This is a genomic window from Enterobacter sp. FW301-JW81 (assembly GCF_058788735.1).
In genome coordinates, this window is the sequence record NZ_JBYTBA010000003.1 from 211,401 (window position 1) to 227,608 (window position 16,208).

The 16,208-nt window shown below is 58.6% G+C and carries 15 protein-coding genes; 6 read left to right on the plus strand and 9 right to left on the minus strand.

Annotated elements, in window-relative coordinates; translation table 11 throughout:
• Window positions 1-31: 31 nt before the first annotated feature.
• The 4 genes from ftsP to AC3WOK_RS12035 all read right to left on the minus strand — a co-directional run bounded on the left by ftsP (window position 32) and on the right by AC3WOK_RS12035 (window position 5,183).
• Window positions 32-1,444: a cell division protein FtsP gene (gene ftsP / locus AC3WOK_RS12020; protein WP_059310604.1), complete on the minus strand. Its 1,413-nt coding sequence runs from the start codon at window positions 1,442-1,444 to the stop codon at window positions 32-34.
• 59 nt (window positions 1,445-1,503) lie between these two features.
• Window positions 1,504-2,241, minus strand: coding sequence for a 1-acylglycerol-3-phosphate O-acyltransferase (gene plsC, locus AC3WOK_RS12025; protein ID WP_029740707.1), 738 nt, complete (start codon window positions 2,239-2,241; stop codon window positions 1,504-1,506).
• Window positions 2,242-2,404: 163 nt separating this feature from the next.
• Window positions 2,405-4,663: a DNA topoisomerase IV subunit A gene (gene parC / locus AC3WOK_RS12030; RefSeq protein ID WP_063957085.1), complete on the minus strand. Its 2,259-nt coding sequence runs from the start codon at window positions 4,661-4,663 to the stop codon at window positions 2,405-2,407.
• Between the two features lie 118 nt (window positions 4,664-4,781).
• Window positions 4,782-5,183 (minus strand): YgiW/YdeI family stress tolerance OB fold protein, encoded by a 402-nt coding sequence (locus tag AC3WOK_RS12035; protein WP_047347838.1) that lies wholly within the window; start codon window positions 5,181-5,183, stop codon window positions 4,782-4,784.
• Between the two features lie 138 nt (window positions 5,184-5,321).
• Here AC3WOK_RS12035 and qseB point away from each other — a divergent pair, with 138 nt between their 5' ends.
• The 5 genes from qseB (at window position 5,322) to lysM (ending at window position 8,933) form a co-directional block, all read left to right on the plus strand.
• Window positions 5,322-5,981 (plus strand): quorum sensing response regulator transcription factor QseB, encoded by a 660-nt coding sequence (gene qseB, locus AC3WOK_RS12040; protein WP_059310602.1) that lies wholly within the window; start codon window positions 5,322-5,324, stop codon window positions 5,979-5,981.
• Window positions 5,978-7,315 (plus strand): quorum sensing histidine kinase QseC, encoded by a 1,338-nt coding sequence (gene qseC, locus AC3WOK_RS12045; protein WP_447856194.1) that lies wholly within the window; start codon window positions 5,978-5,980, stop codon window positions 7,313-7,315. The genes qseB and qseC overlap by 4 nt, the downstream gene beginning before the upstream one ends.
• A gap of 105 nt (window positions 7,316-7,420) precedes the next feature.
• Entirely contained in the window at window positions 7,421-8,002 is a 582-nt protein-coding gene (locus AC3WOK_RS12050; RefSeq protein ID WP_047347835.1) for an NAD(P)H-dependent oxidoreductase, read from the plus strand.
• Window positions 8,003-8,033: 31 nt separating this feature from the next.
• Window positions 8,034-8,348, plus strand: a complete 315-nt coding sequence (locus tag AC3WOK_RS12055; protein ID WP_059310600.1) for a putative quinol monooxygenase — start codon at window positions 8,034-8,036, stop codon at window positions 8,346-8,348.
• A 144-nt stretch (window positions 8,349-8,492) separates the two neighbouring features.
• Complete coding sequence (gene lysM, locus AC3WOK_RS12060; RefSeq protein ID WP_003862507.1) at window positions 8,493-8,933, plus strand: peptidoglycan-binding protein LysM; 441 nt, start codon at window positions 8,493-8,495, stop codon at window positions 8,931-8,933.
• A gap of 17 nt (window positions 8,934-8,950) precedes the next feature.
• Here the strand turns inward: lysM and AC3WOK_RS12065 are convergent, their stop codons facing one another.
• From AC3WOK_RS12065 to AC3WOK_RS12085, 5 genes are read right to left on the minus strand one after another with little or no spacing between them, the layout of a single operon-like run.
• Window positions 8,951-9,838: a MurR/RpiR family transcriptional regulator gene (locus tag AC3WOK_RS12065; protein WP_063431012.1), complete on the minus strand. Its 888-nt coding sequence runs from the start codon at window positions 9,836-9,838 to the stop codon at window positions 8,951-8,953.
• Window positions 9,835-10,785 (minus strand): iron-siderophore ABC transporter substrate-binding protein, encoded by a 951-nt coding sequence (locus tag AC3WOK_RS12070; protein WP_063431014.1) that lies wholly within the window; start codon window positions 10,783-10,785, stop codon window positions 9,835-9,837. The genes AC3WOK_RS12065 and AC3WOK_RS12070 overlap by 4 nt, the downstream gene beginning before the upstream one ends.
• Window positions 10,786-10,794: 9 nt before the next feature.
• A complete protein-coding gene (locus tag AC3WOK_RS12075; RefSeq protein WP_492354582.1) occupies window positions 10,795-11,835 on the minus strand; it encodes a FecCD family ABC transporter permease in 1,041 nt (346 codons plus the stop codon).
• The gene (locus AC3WOK_RS12080) at window positions 11,832-12,815 is read right to left on the minus strand and encodes a FecCD family ABC transporter permease (RefSeq protein WP_492354659.1); all 984 of its coding nucleotides are present in this window, start codon (window positions 12,813-12,815) and stop codon (window positions 11,832-11,834) included. Before AC3WOK_RS12080 ends, AC3WOK_RS12075 begins: the two co-directional genes overlap by 4 nt.
• Window positions 12,815-13,624, minus strand: a complete 810-nt coding sequence (locus AC3WOK_RS12085; protein ID WP_492354583.1) for an ABC transporter ATP-binding protein — start codon at window positions 13,622-13,624, stop codon at window positions 12,815-12,817. The genes AC3WOK_RS12080 and AC3WOK_RS12085 overlap by 1 nt, the downstream gene beginning before the upstream one ends.
• Window positions 13,625-14,009: 385 nt before the next feature.
• On the opposite strand from AC3WOK_RS12085, the gene AC3WOK_RS12090 reads away from it, so the two are divergent.
• A complete protein-coding gene (locus AC3WOK_RS12090) occupies window positions 14,010-16,151 on the plus strand; it encodes a TonB-dependent siderophore receptor (RefSeq protein ID WP_447856196.1) in 2,142 nt (713 codons plus the stop codon).
• Window positions 16,152-16,208: the final 57 nt, after the last annotated feature.

The following is a 16,208-nucleotide window of genomic DNA, read 5'->3' on the forward strand; positions in this document are numbered from 1 at the left end:
CGGGTAAGGCGAAGCCGCCACCCGACTCGTTTTACGGCGCCGGATTCACCAGCATCTGCCCCACGGAGCCCCTGTCCATCATCTCCAGCGTCTGGCTGTGGAACAGGAACGGGAAGTGCGGCCACGAAGGCTGACCATAGTAGACGAGCAGCTCGACCTGACCATCCACCCAGACGGTATCCTTCCAGCCGCGATCTTCCGGGAACGGCATCGCGCCATTCACGTTGCGAATAAGGAATGACACGCCTTCAATATGGAACGACTGCGGCATATCCGAGCGAACGGTCCAGCGTTCCCAGGTGCCCTGCTGTGCGGTAATGTCGATACGGTTAACGTCCCACAGCGCGCCGTTGATGCCTGGATCGTCGCCCAGGCTGATATCACGGCTGCGCGCCGGAGAGCCGCTCATGATCTCCTGCGGCAGCAGGCGCATTGGCAGGCTATCGGTTACCAGCGGCAGCAGGCCGGTCGGGCGCAGGGTCAGCACCAGCGTGGAGACAAGAATGCTCGACGGTTCAAAGAACCCGCGGATGCGATCCACAATGCTGGCCGCCTCGCCGCAGGTCAACGACACCTCATCCCCGTTGGTCATATCAATGAGAATTTCGCGACGTTCGCCCGGCGAGAGCGCCAGCTGTTTGACGGACACCGGCGCCGGTAAAAAGCCCTGGTCGCCGGAGATCACGTGTAGCGGTCGGCCATCGCTCATCTGGAGCTGATAGCGGCGCGAGTTAGAGGCGTTGAGCAGGCGCAGGCGCACCCAACCACGCGAGACCTCAACGTAGGGGCTTTGTGCGCCGTTGACCAGCAGCGTATCGCCAACAAAGCCACCGCTGCCCGGCTCGCTGTATTCCGGCGTACCGAAATTATCCAGACGTTTGTCCTGGATAATAATCGGGAAATCGTCCACGCCGTAGTGGTTCGGGATCGGCAGAGCTTTACTGACCTCATCCTCAATAAGCCACATTCCGGCAAGGCCGTTATAGACCTGCTGAGCGGTGCGGTTAGGGGTGTTAGCGTGATACCACAGCGTTGCCGCACTCTGGCGGATTGGCAGCACGGGCGCCCAGTCGGCATTGGGTGACATCATGCGCGGGGCCCCCCCCATCAACGGGCCCGGGACCTGTAAGCCGCTGACGGTCATCGCGACATTTTCAGTCGTACGGTTACTGTAAATCAGCTTAACGTCATCGCCGTTCCACACGCGAATGGTTGGGCCAAGGTAGCGCCCATTGATTCCCCATATCTGCGCGCGCGTCCCCTGAGTAAAGGACCAGTGGCTACGCTGCAGGGTCAGGAATAGCGGCTGCCCGCGACGGGATTCAATCAACGGCGGAATGGGCAGCGGCTGCTGCTGCCCGGCGGCGCTGGCTGTCAGCGGCATCGCACCCGCACAAAGGGCGATCCCCGAAGCCTGAATAAACTGACGCCGACTGAGTGACATATAAGCTCCATCTGAAACGACTAACAACGCGGGAATTCGTTTTCCCTTTTAACGCCGGATTAAATCTTACCGGCGGCTTCTCTCTCTGCGACTTCTTTATCGAGTTGCGCAATATGCTGAGCCATCAGCTCACGGCAGTGTGCTGCCAGCTCGCGCACCTGATCTTTACCGTATTTGCTGGTATCGACGGGTGGCAGCATTTCGACAATCACCAGCCCGTTATTCAGGCGGTTAAGATTAATCTTATTCGATGTATTGGAAACGCACACGGGAATAATTGGAACGCCTGCCGCAATTGCGGCATGAAACGCACCGGTTTTAAACGGCAGCAGGCCACGACCACGGCTGCGCGTCCCTTCCGGAAACATCCAGATAGAGATTTTGCGCTTCTTAAAATGATTCACCACTTCGGCGATGGTGCTGTGCGCTTTCGCACGATTATTGCGGTCGATCAGCAAGTTACCGGTCAACCAGTACAGCTGACCGAAAAACGGGATCCACAGCAGGCTCTTTTTCCCCACCGTCACGGTCGGAGGTAAAACGATGTTTGCGGCGGTCACCATATCGTAGTTGTTCTGATGGTTAGCAATATAGATGGCGTTACCGAAATTCTCAGCCCCTTCAGGCAGGCGTTTTTCAACCTTCAGACCAAACAGCGGTGCCAGGCGACCGAACATATGGCCAAAGGTGGCAACATGCTTCGGATTACGCGGGCTGAACAGGCAATAGATGCAGCCGAAGATACAGACCAGAATGCAGTAGATAACGGTAAGAATGAGACGAACAATGTATAGCATAGCGACCTCTGAAGCCCCAACAGCTGACAATTATACTTCACCTGTGGCCAGGTAAGGACTTTATTACGAGCGCGTATTGTTAATCGCAACGCACGAATTAACAACGATTTTACGGGAAATTTTATTGAAATTCCCCCTCCGGACGGAGGGGGATATCACGACATTACTCTTCGCTGTCACCCGTGGTGCTGCGTGCAGGAGAGTCAATCTCCACGCGGTCAATACGCTGCAGACCGCGCATCAGCGAGCCACGGCGACCGCGCTCACCCACCACCTTCTGCAACTCTTCCGGGCGAAGTTTGATTTTACGCTTGCCGACATGAATGGTCAGCGTGCTCTGCGGCGGCAGGAGGAAGAGATGCGCCAGGCCATCTTCGCCTTTCGCGGCTTCCGCCGACGGGATGTTGATGATCTTGTTGCCCTTGCCTTTTGACAGCTCCGGCAGATCGCTGACCGGGAACATCAGCATACGGCCGGCGGTGGTGATTGCCAGCAGCATGTCGCTTTCGTTCTCGATCACCAGCGGCGCCATCACGTGAGCGTTGTCCGGCAGGCTGATCAGCGCCTTACCGGCACGGTTACGGGAGACGAGATCGTTGAAGGTACAGATAAAACCGTACCCCGCATCAGACGCCAGCAGCAGCTTCTGGTCATCGGCTTCCATCAGCATATGGTCAACCGTTGCCCCCGGCGGCAGCGTCAGCTTACCGGTGAGCGGCTCGCCCTGCCCGCGCGCGGAAGGCAGCGTGATCGGGTCGATGGCGTAGCTGCGACCGGTGGAGTCGATAAACGCCACCGGCTGGTTGCTCTTGCCCTTCACCGCCGCTTTGAAGCTGTCGCCCGCCTTGTAGCTGAGCCCCGGTGCGTCGATATCGTGGCCCTTGGCGCTGCGCACCCAGCCGCTCTGAGACAGGACAATAGTCACCGGCTCGGACGGCTGCATGTCGTGCTCGTTCATCGCCTTCGCTTCTTCACGCTCGTGCAGCGGAGAGCGACGGTCGTCGCCAAATGCGTCAGCATCGGCCTGCAGCTCTTTCTTCAGCAGGGTGTTCATCTTGCGTTCGGACGCGAGGATCGCCTGCAGCTGATCGCGCTCTTTTTCCAGCTCGTTCTGCTCGCCGCGGATTTTCATCTCTTCCAGTTTGGCGAGATGGCGCAGCTTCAGTTCGAGGATCGCTTCGGCCTGGGTTTCACTGATGCCAAAGCGCGACATCAGCGCTGGCTTCGGTTCGTCCTCGGTGCGGATGATCTCAATCACTTCGTCGATATTGAGGAACGCCACCAGCAAACCTTCGAGGATATGCAGGCGCTTAAGCACTTTTTCCAGACGGTGGTTCAGACGGCGTCGTACCGTATCGCGGCGGAACGTCAACCATTCGCTGAGGATCTCCAGCAGGTTTTTCACCGCCGGGCGACCGTCGAGGCCGATCATGTTCAGGTTAATGCGGTAGCTTTTTTCCAGATCGGTGGTGGCGAACAGGTGGTTCATCACCTGCTCCATATCCACGCGGTTAGAGCGCGGCACGATCACCAGACGGGTCGGGTTCTCGTGGTCGGATTCGTCGCGCAGGTCGTCCACCATCGGCAGCTTTTTATTGCGCATCTGGGAGGCGATCTGCTCCAGTACTTTTGCACCGGAGACCTGATGCGGCAGCGCGGTGATCACCACGGCGCCGTCTTCTTTATTCCACACCGCGCGCATGCGCACGGAGCCGCGACCGTTTTGGTAGATTTTGCGGATTTCCGCGCGCGAGGTGATGATTTCGGCTTCGGTCGGGTAATCCGGCCCCTGCACGATATCCAGCAGCTCGTCCAGCGAGGTTTTCGGCTGCTCGATCAGGGTGATGGCGGCTTTCGCCACTTCACGCAGGTTGTGCGGCGGAATGTCCGTCGCCATACCGACCGCGATACCGGTGGTGCCGTTCAGCAGGATATTCGGCAGACGCGCAGGCAGCATCTTCGGCTCCTGCATCGTACCGTCGAAGTTAGGCACCCAGTCAACGGTTCCCTGGCCCAGCTCGCCCAGCAGCACTTCGGCATATTTTGACAGGCGGGATTCGGTATAACGCATCGCCGCGAAGGATTTCGGATCGTCCGGTGCCCCCCAGTTCCCCTGCCCATCCACCAGCGGATAGCGGTAAGAGAACGGCTGGGCCATCAGCACCATCGCTTCATAGCAGGCGCTGTCGCCGTGCGGATGGTATTTACCCAGCACATCACCGACGGTACGGGCGGATTTCTTGAACTTGGCGGTGGCGTTCAGCCCCAGCTCGGACATCGCATAGACGATGCGGCGCTGAACGGGCTTCAGGCCATCCCCGATAAACGGCAACGCCCTGTCCATGATGACGTACATGGAGTAGTTCAGGTAGGCGTTTTCCGTGAATTCATGTAGCGCGAGGCGCTCTGCCATATCGCTCATTACGTGTGATTCCTCAACTCAGAAACCGATGGGTTTCAGGCAATATTGCCGCAGATACTACCCTATCTGGCGAGTTGAGTCACAAAGAAAAAGGGCCGCTTATGCGGCCCTTTCCGGGTTATTTGTTCAGCTTAATAACCTGCTTCACGTCGATTTCGAAATCGTTCCACTCTTTATCGACCTTGCCCTGGATTTCCACCTTATCCTGCGGGGTAACGGTCACGCCGTTCCAGCGCTTGTGGTCAATCTCGACGTTTACCGTGCCGGTCTCATCGCGGAAGGTGTAGCGGTCGTCGGACAGGCGCTGGGTGATGTTCCCGCGCAGCTTCACCCAGCTGTCGTCCTTCATCTCTTTTACCTTCACCGCGGTGGTGAGGTTCGCGTCATTATCGACAAAACCGCCTGCCTGCGTTTGGGTCTGGGTTGGTGCGGCAGACGGGCCGTTAAATCCGCCCTGCGCGGCAAAAACGGGGGCAGTGGTCATCATCATGATGGCGGCAATAGCAGCGAATTTTTTCATATTAACTCTCCCTTTAATCTGGTTTCGCAAACCATTTAACAGGGTAATCCTTAACAACTTCTTAAGGGAAAAATTTATTTATTTTTACTGTACAGCAGGCGCTTACAGAGGGTTTACTGGCGGCATCACGGAGGGAACATGCGCATTTTACTGGTAGAAGACGACACCTTAATCGGCGACGGTATTAAGACGGGATTAGGCAAAATGGGCTTTAGCGTGGACTGGTTTACCGATGGAAAAACCGGCCAGGCCGCCCTCGCTTCTGCGCCTTATGATGCCGTGGTGCTGGATCTGACGCTGCCGGAAGTCGACGGGCTTGAGATCCTGCGCGCGTGGCGCGAAAGCGGGCGCAGCGAGCCGGTACTGATCCTGACCGCGCGGGATGCGCTTAACCAGCGCGTCGAAGGGCTGCGCCTGGGCGCGGATGATTATCTCTGTAAGCCCTTCGCGCTGATTGAAGTGGGGGCTCGCCTCGAAGCGCTGGTCCGCCGCAGCCACGGCCAGGCGTGCAGCGCGCTACGCCACGGTAAGGTTACGCTCGATCCAACCCGCCTCGTCGCCACGCTGGACAACGCTCCCCTGACGCTAAAGCCCAAAGAGTTTGCACTGCTTGAGCTGTTAATGCGTAACGCGGGCCGGGTGCTGCCGCGAAAGCTTATCGAGGAAAAACTCTATACCTGGGACGATGATGTCTCCAGCAACGCCATCGAGGTTCATGTCCATCACCTGCGCCGCAAGCTTGGCAGCGAGTTTATCCGCACCGTGCACGGCATCGGCTATACCCTGGGTGACGCATGAAGCTGAGCCTGAAGCTGCGCCTGACGATTCTCTTCCTGCTGCTGTCGCTTGCGGCCTGGTTTACCGCCAGCCTGGTCGCCTGGCAGCAGACCACCCACAAGCTCGACAAGCTCTTTGATACCCAGCAGATGCTGTTTGCCAAACGGCTGCTGACGATGGATCTCGACGAGCTTCGCGCGCCTGAACGCATGCGCGAAGTGCCCAAAAAAGCCAAACACGGACATCTGGACGACGACGCGCTGGCGTTCGCCATCTACGCCGTCGACGGCAAAATGATCCTCAACGACGGTGAAAACGGCCGCGATATTCCGTACCACTATCGCCGCGACGGGTTCGATAATGGGCAGCTGCAGGACGACAACGACGAATGGCGCTTCTTATGGCTGACGTCGCCTGACGGGAAGTACCGCGTGGTGGTCGGCCAGGAGTGGGAGTACCGGCAGGATATGGCGCTGGACGTGGTCAGCTCGCAGCTCACGCCGTGGCTGGTGGCACTGCCCGTGATGCTGCTGTTGCTAATCTTCCTGCTAAGCCGCGAGCTGAAGCCGCTGAAAAATCTGGCGCAGACGTTGCGTTCTCGCTCACCGGATGCCACCGATAAACTGCCGACGGAGGGTGTACCAACCGAAGTGCGCCCCCTGCTCGACGCGCTGAATCATCTCTTCGCACGCACTCAGGAGATGATGACCCGCGAGCGCCGCTTTACCTCCGATGCCGCCCACGAATTGCGCAGCCCGCTGGCGGCCCTGAAGGTGCAAACCGATGTGGCGCAGCTTTCCCAGGACGATCCGCAGGCGCGGGAAAAAGCGCTGATGCAGCTGCATGCGGGTATCGACCGCGCCTCCCGGCTGGTGGATCAACTCCTCACGCTGTCGCGTCTGGACTCGCTGGATAATCTTGACGATGTCGAACCGATTACCCTGGCCGATTTACTGCAGTCGGCCGTGCTGGATATCTGGCATCCGGCCCGGCAGGCGGGCATTGATATTCGCCTGAACATCCATGCGCCAGAGGTTACGCGCACGGGCCAGCAGCTGCTCCTGAGCCTGCTGGTGCGCAACCTGCTGGATAACGCGATTCGCTACAGCCCGCGCGGCAGCGTGGTGGACGTGACGCTGGACCCGCGCAGCTTTACCGTTCGCGACAACGGCCCCGGTATTTCACCTGATGCGCTGGCGCGCATCGGCGAACGCTTTTATCGTCCGCCTGGCCAGGATGCCACGGGCAGCGGGCTGGGGATATCTATCGTCAGACGCATTGCCGCACTGCATGGGATGCACGTCTCGCTGAACAATGCGCCTGCAGGGGGCTTTGAAGTAAAGGTCAGTTGGTAAGGGATTATTGCATTTAACGCAAAAGACTTTGCACATTTTGCTTATTTTACCGCACCGTCCTCGCGCGTAGAATACTCGCCATACTCTCATCACCGAGGACAAATAATGAGCAACATTCTGATTATCAATGGCGCAAAAGAATTCGCACACTCTAAAGGCCAGCTGAATGACACCCTGACCGAGGTCGCGGACGGTTTCCTGCGCGACGCCGGGCATGATGTTAAGGTCGTGCGCGCGGACAGCAATTACGACGTGAAGGCCGAAGTGCAGAACTTCCTGTGGGCCGACGTGGTGATCTGGCAGATGCCGGGCTGGTGGATGGGCGCGCCGTGGACCGTGAAAAAATACATGGACGACGTGTTCACCGAAGGCCACGGCTCACTGTATGCCAGCGACGGCCGCACCCGCTCCGATGCCTCTAAAAAATATGGCTCCGGCGGCCTGATTCAGGGCAAAAAATACATGCTGTCCCTGACCTGGAACGCGCCGATGGAAGCGTTCACCGAGAAAGATCAGTTCTTCGAAGGCGTGGGCGTTGACGGCGCGTACCTGCCGTTCCACAAGGCTAACCAGTTCCTGGGAATGGATCCGCTGCCGACCTTTATCGTCAACGACGTGATTAAAATGCCTGATGTCCCGAGCTATATCGCAGAATATCGCAAGCATCTCGCGGAAATTTTTGCTTAACTGGTACCCTGGAATTAAAGGAGTAGTCACAATGCTTACCGTTATTGCAGAAATCCGTACTCGTCCAGGTCAACATCACCGCCAGGCGGTGCTGGATCAGTTCGCGAAAATTATCCCGACCGTACTGAAAGAAGAAGGTTGCCACGGCTACGCGCCGATGGTGGATGCCGCCACTGACGCCAGCTTCCAGGCGACCGCACCAGACTCGATCATCATGGTTGAGCAGTGGGAAACGGTCGCGCATCTTGAAGCGCACCTGCAGACCGCGCACATGAAAGCGTGGAGCGAGGCGGTGAAGGGTGACGTGCTGGAAACCCACATCCGCATTCTGGAGCAAGGGGTTTAAGTTTCCCCTCACCCAGCCCTCTCCCACGGGGAGAGGGAGAACATATCCAGGCCCGGTGAGCGTCAGCGCTACCGGGCTTTTTTTTATCGGCTTAAAACTCAACTGCTATGCTTATTCTGACTTCATGATTAACAGGAGGATGGAATGGGTCTTTTTAACTTCGTAAAAGAAGCAGGCGAAAAGCTATGGGATAACCTGACCGATCATAAAGGCCAGAGCGACAAAATCACCGAGCATCTCAAAAAACTCAATATTCCCGGTTCAGATAAGGTTCAGGTTAACGTCACCGACGGCAAAGCCAGCGTGACGGGCGACGGGCTGACCCAGGAGCAGAAAGAGAAAATCCAGGTTGCCGTCGGGAACATCGCGGGCGTCAGCGAGGTGGAGAACAACATCACCGCGACCGATGCCAAAGATGAAGCCACCTACTACACGGTGAAATCCGGCGATACGCTGAGCGCTATCTCCAAAACCGTGTACGGTGATGCCAACCAGTACAATAAGATTTTTGAGGCTAACCGCCCGATGCTCTCCAGCCCGGATAAAATCTATCCTGGCCAGACGCTGCGTATTCCTAAAGCGTAATCCGCGAGCCGGGGAAATCAGCTGCTTTTCTTCCCCGGTTTTAACCCACGATGTAGCTCGTTGATGCGCTTCATGGACTTGATGGTGCGCTGCGGCTCGGTGGAGGCGACGGATAAAATGATCATCTCCAGACACAGCAGCACCGTGCCGTGGAGCGGGATTTTGCCCTTTTCGCCGCCACGCGGAACGTGGATCACCACGCTGGCCTCCTTACTGAAACGCGAGTCAAGGGCGTTGGTCAGCAGGATCGTTGGGATGCCCAGACGTTTAGCTTCACGCAGCGTGGTTTGCCCCTCCCGGTGCGCGGACTTCTGCGCCATCATCACCAGCACGTCGCCGCGCTGAAGCGCAATCAGCTGTTCGGCAAGCCCTATCCCGGTGCGGTTAAGCGGCGTGGCGGGTAACCCCATGCGGCTGAACAGCCTGGCGGTGTACTCGGCCAGAATGCCTGATGCGCCAATGCCAAATATGGCAACCTGCCTCGCCTGCGCCAGCAGGGAAACCGCCTGCGCCATCGCGTAGCGGTTATGCGGCTCGGATAACACGTTGCAGGTGTGTTGATGCCCCTCCAGCACAAAATCGATGCTCGCGTTGACGTCGCTGGCAAGCGTATTCACCGTGGTGGAGATCTTTTCGCTGGACGTCACCACCGGACCAAACCACTGCTCCAGGGTCTGCTTCAGATCGCGCAGCCCGGCGAAACCCAGCGCCTGGATGGCGCGAACCACCGTGGCGTCCGAGGTTTTCAGCCCAGCAGCAATCTCCATTGCCGTCTGCTCCATCACCGCTTCGCGGTTATCGTGGATATAGCGTGCGACCTGCAGCAGGCGCGGCGACAGCTGATGCGCGCGGGCGCGAAAGCGGTCGCCATAGACATCCACGCGTCCCTTCTCTTTGCGAATCACCGTGACGCCTCCGGCAGCGGACGCCCGGCAATCTGCGACTGCACCTGCGCGGCCATCAGCCCTAACGAGGCGAACGAATTCGAGATCGCCTCTTCACGCGAGATCAGCACATAATGCCCGGTCCGGCAGGCATTCAGGAACTGACACCAGCCCGGCATCACCGCATCCATCGCCGCCAGCTCGTCCTGCGGTTTACCGCCGGTATCCCCGCGCCAGGTGGCAAACACAAAATCGGCATCCAGCTCCGGCAGGCGCTCGGCGCTGACGTCAATTCGTCCCCCTTCCGGGATGGACTCAATCAGCGGCGGGAAGGTGAACCCGGCATCACGGAGCACGCGGCCCAGCGAGTGGTAGCTGTGCATGGCGTTAATCTTCCCCTGATTCGCCTGAATCACGGACACGCTAATTTTGCGGGTATCCACCGTCGCTTTCAGCGCCTCGATCTGCTCCTGATAGCGACGCTCAAGGATCGCCAGCCGCGCCTGCGTGCCCGTGAGCTGCGCCAGCTTGCGGTAGATCTCCGGGGCGCCGCCATCGAGATGATCGATGCTGACCGTCGGGGCAATTTTTGCCAGCTGTTCCACCGGCGTGTTACGGGTCGGCTCGGTCACGATCAGATCGGGCTTTGCGGCGGCGATCGCTTCAATGTCGATATCTGCCGTGCCGATAAATTTGATGTCGGAATTATCGAAGTCGACGCCCGTCAACATCCCGCTGGAGCGCAGAAAATGGCTGCCGTCCGGCCGCGTACGGCCATGGCTCGCCACCGGCGGCACGCCTAACTCAATCAGCGGAATGGTGATATCCAAATCGTGTAATGAGACAATCCGCTTCGGATGAACCGGCACAACGACCTTGCGTCCCAAATCGTCGGTAAATACCTGAGTCGGCTCCGCCGCGCTCACCGCAAACCCCACCAGCAACAGCATCGAAAATACTACGCGCATCACAGTCCCCTAAAATCTGTCCCGACGCTGCCAGAGCAGCAGCAGGAAAAACGGTCCGCCAATCAGTGAAATCACAATTCCCGCCGGCAGCTGCAGCGGGAGGAATGCCAAACGGCCAACGTTATCCGCCAGCAGCACCAGCAGCGCGCCCAGCACGGCGCTTCCCGCCAGGAGCGCGGTTTGCCCACCGCGCAGCAGCAGGCGTGCCATATGCGGGGCAATCAGCCCCACGAAACCAATACTGCCCACGCAGGAGACGCTGGCCGCCGTCAGCACCACCGGGGCGAGAACCCGCAGCAGCGCCAGCCGGGTTGTGCGAACGCCAAGACCCGTAGCGGCCTGATTGCCGAGCAACGCCACGTCCGCGGCCCGCGCGGTTAACAGCAGCAGCGCAACCGCGGGAGCCGCCCAGAGTGCGGCCAGTCCCACCAGCGTCCAGTTAGCCGCGTGCAGGCTTCCCGTCAGCCAGAGCATCGCCGTCTGCACGTCGCGTACGTCAGCGGTGGTAATAAAGACGCCCATTGCCGCGGCAAATGCCCACGACACGCCGATACCGATCAGGATGAATCGCGGGCGCGAGATATCGCGCGCCAGGGCTATCACCAGCAGCGCGGTGAACAGCCCGCCGGCCATCCCGACCAGCGGGCGCCAGGCCAGACCCAGCGCCGGGAACTGAAAAATCAGCAGCAGTACCGCCGCGCTACAGCCCTCTTTCACGCCGATAAGCCCCGGGTCAGCCAGGCCATTGCGGGTAATTGACTGCATTGCCGCCCCAGCCATGCCGAGCATGGCGCCGCACAGTATCGCCATCAGCAGGCGCGGCAGGCGGATGTCCATCACGATGTAGCGCGCCTCCGCCGTCAGGCTTTCAGGATAAAACAGCGCGCGCCCGACATCGGATGTGGGAATGGGCAGGGAACCGTGCGTCAGGCCAAAACCGGTCAGCAGGCAGGCGGCCAGCGCCAGGATGATCAGACACGCCAACGCCTTTGGACGAACCAGCGCCGAGAAGGCGCCAACGCGCAGCGCGCGCAGTCCGGCGCGGTTCATTTAAACATCCTCGAGGCCATGAAGATAAAGACGGGGGCACCAGCCAGCGCGGTCATAATGCCGGTTGCCAGCTCCCAGGGCGTAAACAGCGTGCGGGCGGCGATATCCGCCAGCAGCAAAACCAATGCGCCGCACAGGGCAGACAGCGGCACCATCGCACGTAGATCGACCGACACCAGACGGCGAATGAGCTGCGGCACCACAAGGCCGATAAAGCCAATCGGCCCGGCGATGGAGACGGCCGCGCCGCAGAGCAGCGCGATGGCCAACAGGGCAAGCAGGCGGGTTTTCAGCAGCGATACGCCAAGCCCCTGGGCCATTCTGTCCCCCAGCGCCAGCATGTTGAGAGAAGGCGACAGTCCGATAGCGAGAACCAAGCCGGCTGTCGCAGCCCACAGGGCGCTCTGCAGCGTCTGTGCGTTAACCCCGGCTAAATCCCCTGCCAGCCAGGTACGCAGGGAGAGCAGCGTCTGTTCGTCCAGAATCAGCACGGCGGCGGTGACTGACGAGGCAAAAGCCGACATCGCGACGCCGCACAGGGTGATTTTCATCGGCGTGAGCCCGGTGCGACCGGAAGAGGAGAATATCAGCACCAGCAAAAACAGCGTGGCGGCACCGGTGGCGGCAATAAGCGGCTGGCCAACCGGCAGGGTCAGCCCCAGCGCGCTCGTCAGCACCACCGCCAGCGCCGCCCCGGCATTAAGCCCCAGAATATGCGGCTCGCCCAGCGGGTTGCGGATGACCGACTGCAATAATACCCCCGCCACGCCCAGCGCCGCGCCGGTCACCGTGGCGGCAATGAGGCGTAACAGGCGCAGCCTGATGATGACGTTATGATCGAAATTATGCGGGTCGAAAGCGAAAAAAGCCTGGGCCACCGTCCAGGGAGGAATAACGCGCGCGCCGATCCCGAGGTGTGCAACCGCTGCCGCCGCCAGCAGGAGCGCAAAAAGGATAAATGCCAGAGACGTGCGCATCATCATTTTTCTGCGACCTGGCGAAAGGGCATAAAGAACGGCTTGCCGGTCAGCGGGTTAATGGACATATGCACGTCGACATCGAACACCGCTTTAATTAGCTCCGGCGTGCAGACGTCGCCTTCATGCAATACCCCCTCCACTTTTCCCTGGCGTAAAAAGACCAGCGAATCGCCGTAGTTCACCGCGAAGTTGAGATCGTGGAGCACCACCACCACGGTACGTCCGTGCTGGCGGGTCAGGGCGTGCAGCAGCTCCAGGATCTCCACCTGATAGCGGAGATCGAGAAACGTCGTGGGCTCGTCCAGCAGGATATACGGCGTTTGCTGCGCCAGCGCCATGGCAATCCAGCAGCGCTGGCGCTGGCCGCCGGACAAGCTTTCGACCGGCAGGTGCGCAAAGTCTGCCGTGCCGGTCAGGCGCAGGGCCTCTTCCACCGCCAGCTCGTCTTCGTCACTCCACTGACGCATAAAATTTTGCCAGGGAAACCGCCCGCGCGAGACCAGATCGAAGACGGTTAACCCTTCCGGCAGCAGCGGAGACTGAGGCAGAATGCCAAGCTGGCGGGCAACCGCTTTGGTTGGCTGCTCATGAATGGCTTTGCCGTCCAGCAGCGCGGTTCCCCCAAGCGGCTGCAGCAGCCGCGCGATAGTACTTAACAGCGTGGATTTCCCGCAGCCGTTCGCCCCTACCAGCACCGTCATTTTCTGCTGAGGGATTGCAAGGGAGATCTCATCAATGATGATTTTTTTCTGATAGCCCGCAGAGAGGTTCTCCAGAACCAGTCCCGGTTTGTTTGTGTTGTGAGCCACGTGAACGCCAACGTAATGAAAAAAATAACAAATAAAAATAAAACTCATTCTCTTTTGAGAGTTTGACGCCGCGCTATGTAGTAGTCAAGAGAAGAAACACCCTGAAAACACAAGGGGTAAACGGAAGGCATTACAAAAAACACCAAAATAATAAAATCTTTAATTTCAATGCATTGAATATTATTTCTCTGCACTTTTACGCACCGCTTATAGCTGTAGCCGATTTTTGCTTTTTTCCATTTACTACTACATCCGCACATGATTGAATGATTCTCAATTACATGTTCGATGCCGTTTCAGGCTAACGAGCAGACCATTAAGGGCAATGACTCACACATTCTTCCGCGAAACGTCATTCGCGGGATATTTCGGGATAACAGATGTAATGGCTACGTTCACACCTTCCCTCTCTGGGGTAAAAGGGCGCGCACTCTTTTCACTGCTGTTTATGGCACCGCTGGTGCAGGCGGCAGACACCACCGCGGCTAAAGACGGCGAAACGCTTACCGTCACCGCCGATGCAAATACCGTGGTGGAGGCTACGAATGGCTATCAGCCGCTGAATACCTCCACCGCCACGCTAACCAACATGCCGATGCTGGATATCCCGCAGGTGGTGAATACCGTCAGCGATAAAGTGCTGGAGGATCAGCACGCCACCACGCTGGATGAAGCGCTCTATAACGTCAGCAACGTGGTACAGACCAACACCCTGGGCGGCACGCAGGATGCCTTTGTGCGCCGCGGATTTGGCGCGAACCGCGACGGTTCGATCATGACCAATGGCCTGCGCACCGTACTGCCGCGCAGCTTTAATGCCGCAACCGAGCGCGTGGAGGTACTGAAAGGCCCGGCCTCGACGCTTTATGGCATTCTCGATCCGGGCGGCCTGATTAACGTCGTCACCAAACGCCCGGAGAAGACCTTCGGCGGTTCGATTTCCGCCACCTCTTCCAGCTTTGGCGGCGGCACCGGACAGGTAGACGTGACCGGCCCGATTGACGGCACGCGTCTGGCGTATCGCCTCACGGGCGAATATCAGGACGAGGATTACTGGCGTAATTTTGGCAACGAGCGCAGCACCTTTATCGCTCCGTCGCTCACCTGGTTTGGCGACGATGCCACCGTGACCGTGCTCTATTCGCATCGCGACTATAAGACGCCGTTCGATCGCGGAACGATCTTCGATCTCAACACTAAACAGCCGGTGAATGTGGATCGTAAAACCCGCTTTGACGAGCCGTTTAACGTCACCGACGGGCAGTCCGATCTCGCCCAGCTCAACGCGGAATATCGCCTCAACAGCCAGTGGACCGCGAAGTTCGACTATAGCTTCAGCCAGGATAAATACAGCGATAACCAGGCCCGCGTAATGGCCTATGATTCAAAAACCGGCAACCTGACCCGCCGCGTGGATGCGACCCAGGGTTCGACCCAGCGTATGCACACGACGCGAGCGGATCTGCAGGGGAACGTGGACATCGCGGGCTTTTACAATGAGATCCTGACCGGCGTGTCGTATGAGAATTACGATCTGCTGCGTACGGATATGATCCGCTGTAAGAACGTTAAGGACTTCAACATTTACAACCCGAGTTACGGCAGCCTGGGCAAGTGCACCACCGTCTCGGCATCCGACAGCGATCAAACCATTAAGCAGGAGAGCTACTCCGCCTACGCGCAGGACGCGCTGTACCTGACCGATAAGTGGATCGCCGTCGCCGGACTGCGCTACCAGTATTACACCCAGTACGCGGGCAAAGGCCGTCCGTTTAACGTGAACACCGACAGCCGCGACGACCAGTGGACGCCGAAGCTAGGTCTTGTTTATAAGCTCACCCCGGCGGTCTCGCTGTTTGCCAACTATTCCCAGACGTTTATGCCGCAGTCGTCCATTGCGAGCTACATTGGCGACCTGCCGCCGGAAACGTCGAATGCTTACGAAGTGGGCGCCAAGTTTGACCTGTTCAACGGCATTACCGCCAACATTGCGCTGTTTGATATCCACAAGCGCAACGTGCTGTACACCGAAAGCATTGGAGATGAAACCGTCGCCAAAACCGCGGGCCGCGTGCGCTCTCAGGGCGTTGAAGTGGATCTTGCCGGGTCATTGACCGAAAACACCAACATTATCGCCAGCTACGGCTATACCGACGCGAAGGTGCTGGAAGATCCGGACTATGCCGGCAAACCGCTGCCGAACGTGCCGCGCCATACCGGCTCCCTGTTCCTGACCTACGATATTCACAATGCGTTTGCCGGGAATACCCTGACGCTGGGCGGCGGCGGGCACGGCGTAAGCCGTCGTTCCGCAACCAACGGGGCGGATTACTACCTGCCGGGGTATGTCGTGGCGGATGCGTTTGCGGCATATAAGATGAAGCTGCAGTATCCGGTGACGCTGCAGGTCAACGTGAAGAACCTGTTTGATAAGACCTACTACACCTCGTCTATCGCGACCAACAACCTGGGCAACCAAATTGGCGATCCGCGCGAAGTGCAGTTTACGGTGAAGATGGAGTTTTGATGTCAGTGCGGGGTGTTCCCCTCACCCTAACCCTCTCCCCAGAGGGGCGAGGGGATC